Below are 4,245 nucleotides of genomic sequence, written 5' to 3'. Positions count from 1 at the left end.
CGCCCGGGCTTCTTGCCCGTGACGATCGTCCTGGTCGCCGTCGTGCTCATGACAGCTCCTTCCGAAGTGGATGGGATGCGGTGGGCCGGGCGCTGACGCCCGGCCCACCGACGGAATCACTGGTTGAGGACGACGTCCATCTCGGCGAAGAACTGCGACACGGCCTCGTCGACCGTCGTGGTTCCGAAGTTCAGCTCGGTGCCCAGCACGCGGAACTTCTCCTCGAGGGTGCCGTAGCCGACGATCGGCACGGGGGGTGCATCGCCCAGGCGGTCGGCGATGGATTCCTCGTAGTCCTTGACGAGCTGGCTCATCGGGTCGAGGTCGGCCGCCTCGAGAGCGGTCTCGGATGCGGGAAGACCGCGGTTGGTGCCGAAGATCTCACCGGACTCGGGCGAGTTCACGAGGAAGTTCACCAGCGTGGCCGCAGCCTCGGGGTGCTCGGTCTTGGCCGAGATCGTGTGCAGCATCGAGGGCTTCAGGTAGAGGTCCTTGGCGCCCTCCTCGGTGACGGGCGGGGCCACGATGCCGAGCTCGGTGTAGCTCTCGCCGAGGTTGGCGAGGTAGCCGGCACCGAAGTTGTCCCAGGTGAGCTCGCTGGCGTTCTGAGCCGCGTCGAAGGCGCTCAGCGGGTTGAGCTCCTCGACGACCTGCTGCGGCACGACAACGCCGTCGCGGATGTCGTCTCCGGACTCCCAGAACTCCTTCAGACGGTCCTCGTCGAAGCCGGGGGTGCCGTCTTCGTCGAACAGGTTCTTGCCTTCGCTGCGCAGCTGCAGCTCGAAGTTCTGGATGCGGCCGGTCCAGTCCGACCCTCCCCAGAACTCGCCGCCGCCGGCGTCGGTGATCTCGCCGATCCAGTCGTCGTAGTCTTCCCAGTCCCCGCCGGCGAACTCCTCGACGCCCGCGGTCTCGAGCAGCACGGGGTTCGTGAAGACCGCCCACGCGTTGGTCGAGGTGGTGATGCCGTAGGTCGTGTCGTCGACGACGCCGATGCCGAGGATGTTCTCGGAGAGCGGCTCGGTGTCGATGACCGAGCCGAGGTAGGGCTCGAGGTCGAGCAGCAGTCCGTTCTCGGAGTACTGACGCAGGTAGGAGTAGTCGAACTGCATCACGTCGGGGAGCCCTCCGCCGGCGGCCTCGGTCTGACGCTTCTCCCAGAACTCCGGGAACCCGAGGAAGGTCGCGTTCACCGTGATGTTCGGGTACTCCTCGTTGAACGCGTCGATCGCCTTGTTGTAGAGATCGGCGCGGACGTCATTGCCCCAGAACGCGAGGTCGAGCGTGACCTTCTCGTCGGGGTCGTAGGTGGGCTCGCCCTCGGGGCTGCCGCCGCCGGCGCAGCCGGCGAGTACCAGCGCTGCGCTGGTGGCGACGGCCGCTGCGGCCGCCAGACGCTTCTTGCTGAACATCGTTGTCCTCTTTGGTGAACGTCCTCGTTCGGCAGGGCCGCGGAACGCCTGTGTCCATGTGGTGCGGGTGCGATCTCCGTAGTGCGGGGAAAACGCTTACCTGCACGCTAATCCAGATTGAAACGTTTCGCAACCGGCAATTCGCGGAGGGGATTACATCGATTACCGCGGGATCTTTCAGTCTTTCACGACCAGGTTCCCGGCATCGACCTCGAGACCCAACCGATATACCGCCGCTCGCCTCTGCTCACCCGTCGCGCCGTGCACCGGTGCCGCCACCGGGGTGCCGAAGAAGTAGAACCACAGCTCGTCGCCGTCGTGCACGTGAGCGCCGTGGTTGCCGTGCCCTCCCCCGGGAGCATCGGTCAGGATGACGGCATCCTCGCCGCCCTGACGCGCCCAGCGGATACCGTCATCCGAGCGGTACACGCCCATCCCCCGCCACTCGTCGACGATCATCCACCAGAAGCCGCCGAGCTCGAACACCGTCGGCCCCTCATGGGGGCGACCGCCGATCGCGACGCCGTCGAGGCGCCACTCGTCGAGGTCGGCGGACGACGCGACCATCGTGACCGAGTCCGCCTCCTCGTCCTTGTACCAGATGCGCCAGAGGCCGTCGGGGGTGCGCGCGACCGCCGCGTCGATGACCCGATCGCTGCTCAACGCGAGCGGTCCGCGTCGCTCCCAGCGACGAAGATCATCCGAGACGTACTCCACGATCTCGCGCACGAATCCCGGCCAGCGGTCGGGGATGCCGTCGATCTCGGTCAGGTACATGCGCCACCGCGCGCCGTCCCAGACGACCTCGGGCGCCCAGTGCGTGCGGTCCACCCGGGCAGGCGGCGGGCCGGACTCGAGCACGAGACCGGATGCCGCGGGTTCGAGCGTCCCGTCGTACCGCCACTCGATCCCGTCGTCCGAGGTGGCGACACCGATTCTCGTACCGTGGATCCACGACACCCCGGGCCCGGAGTCTGCGAGGCTCGCTCGGCGCTGCGTGTAGAACATCCACCACACCCCAGCGGCATCGATCACCACCCGCGGGTCGGTGGCCCCGTCGTACACCGGGTCGCGGTAGAGCTCGATCATCGGCGGAGGTCGGTGACCGGGCTCGCGAACCCACCCCGATGCGTCGGGTGCGAGCCGAGCACCTCAGGCGTGATCACGGCGCCGTCTGCGGCCGCGGAGGCATAGATGGCGGCCACGATCTCGAGCGACCGTGCGGGAGCATCCGCGGTGGCCGGCAGCGGAGCGTCGTCGAGCAGAGCGTCGAAGACATCGCGCAGCAGCGGGGCGTGGTCGCTGCGCTCCTCGGCCTCGGGGAACACCCAGGCCTCGGCCTCCGCCTCGAAGCCGGGCGCGGGGGTGATGCGCCAGTTCTCGTGCCCGTGCCCATAGACGTGGTCGACGGTGATCGTGGCCTTCTGCGTGTCGATGCGGATCGAGCTCGCCTCACGCGGCGACACCGCGCTCGTGATGAGCTGGGCCACCACGCCCTGGTCGAACACGATCGTCGCGGTCGAGACGTCTTCCGTCTCGGTCTCGCGGTCGAGTCGCCAGAGCCTCCCCTGCACCGTCGACCAGTCGCCCAGCAGGTGCGCGAGCAGATCGACCTGATGGATGCCGTGGCCCAGCGTCGTGCCGCCGCCCTCGGTCTCCCACTTGCCCCGCCACGGCACGGCGAAGTAGTCGGCGTCACGGAACCAGAGCGTCTGGCATACGGCGACCAGCGGGCGTCCGAGCGCGCCGCTCTGCAGCAGCCCGCGCACGTGCGCCGCCGCGGTGCCGGTGCGCTGCTGGAAGACGACGGCGAGCTGTCTGCCCGCAGCCGTGGCCCCCGCCCGCATGTCGTCGAGCTCGTCGAGCGACGGGGCCGGCGGCTTCTCGACCACCACGTGGGCACCGGCGGCGAAGGCGGCGAGCGACTGCTCGCGGTGCGGCGCCGGCGGGGTGCAGATGAGCACGACGTCGGGATGCTCGGCGGCGAGCATCTCGTCGAGATCGCCGTAGGCGGCGGCGATGCCGTACCTGCCGGCGAACTCCTCGGCCTTCTCACGGCTGAGGTCGGCGACGGCGACGAGCTCGGCCCGCGGATACGCCGCCACCGCCCGAGCGTGCGAGTTCGCCACGGACCCGGTGCCCACCAGGGCAGCGCGAAGGATCTTGTCGGAAGTCATCGGTCCTCCTCAGGACGGTGAGTGTCTGTCATCTCGCATCGCCCGTCATCTCAGGCCGTTCTGCACCAGGTGCAGCCGAGCGTATCGCCCGTCGGCGGCGAGCAGCTCATCGTGCGACCCCTGCTCGACGATGCGTCCGTGCTCGAGCACGACGATGCGATCGGCCTGGCGGATCGTCGAGAGGCGGTGCGCGACCACGAGCGTGGTGCGACCGTGCATGAGCCGCTCGAGAGCCTCCTTGACCAGCCCCTCGGATTCAGGATCGAGCGCGCTGGTGGCTTCATCGAGCAGCAGGATGCGCGGATCGCGCACGAGCGCCCGGGCGATCGCCAGGCGCTGCCGCTGCCCTCCCGAGAGACGCGCTCCGCGCTCGCCGACGACCGTGTCCCACCCGTGCGGCTGCTCGCTCACGAACTCCCACGCGTTGGCGTCTCGCAGCGCCTGCTCGACGCGTTCGGGGGTGACATCGGGCATGCCGTAGGCGATGTTGTCGAAGACCGACCCCTCGAACAGCACCGACTCCTGCGGCACCACCGAGATGGATCGCCGCACCGTGCGCAGGTCGAGGTTCTGCATGTCGGCCCCGTCGAGCAGGATCCGACCGCTCGTCGGCCGGACGAATCCGAGCACGAGGTTCAGCAGCGTCGACTTGCCCG

At 68.9% G+C, this 4,245-nt stretch carries 4 protein-coding genes; all 4 read right to left on the bottom strand.

All coding sequences use genetic code 11. The features are described from left to right. Window positions 1–116: 116 nt before the first annotated feature. A complete protein-coding gene (locus tag J7E68_RS11445; RefSeq protein WP_215172687.1) occupies window positions 117–1,412 on the bottom strand; it encodes an extracellular solute-binding protein in 1,296 nt (431 codons plus the stop codon). Window positions 1,413–1,589: 177 nt separating this feature from the next. After that, the gene (locus tag J7E68_RS11440) at window positions 1,590–2,501 is read right to left on the bottom strand and encodes a hypothetical protein (RefSeq protein ID WP_251048912.1); all 912 of its coding nucleotides are present in this window, start codon (window positions 2,499–2,501) and stop codon (window positions 1,590–1,592) included. After that, window positions 2,498–3,589 (bottom strand): Gfo/Idh/MocA family protein, encoded by a 1,092-nt coding sequence (locus J7E68_RS11435; protein WP_215172685.1) that lies wholly within the window; start codon window positions 3,587–3,589, stop codon window positions 2,498–2,500. Before J7E68_RS11435 ends, J7E68_RS11440 begins: the two co-directional genes overlap by 4 nt. A 45-nt stretch (window positions 3,590–3,634) precedes the next feature. Beyond that, window positions 3,635–4,245: ABC transporter ATP-binding protein (locus J7E68_RS11430; protein ID WP_215172683.1), on the bottom strand; the 611-nt coding region annotated here is incomplete at its 5' end.

It is taken from the genome of Microbacterium sp. ISL-103 (genome assembly GCF_018613995.1).
In the GTDB taxonomy this organism is placed as follows: Bacteria; Actinomycetota; Actinomycetes; order Actinomycetales; family Microbacteriaceae; genus Microbacterium.
Note: the sequence above shows the minus strand (reverse complement) of the source record. Positions and strands in the feature narration are given on the sequence as shown.

What these genes read in the sequence shown, in the direction of transcription:
- J7E68_RS11445 (WP_215172687.1), bottom strand. Translation starts at nt 1,412, where the DNA reads ATGTTCAGCAAGAAGCGTCTGGCGGCCGCAGCGGCCGTCGCCACCAGC.
- J7E68_RS11440 (WP_251048912.1), bottom strand. Translation starts at nt 2,501, where the DNA reads ATGATCGAGCTCTACCGCGACCCGGTGTACGACGGGGCCACCGACCCG.
- J7E68_RS11435 (WP_215172685.1), bottom strand. Translation starts at nt 3,589, where the DNA reads ATGACTTCCGACAAGATCCTTCGCGCTGCCCTGGTGGGCACCGGGTCC.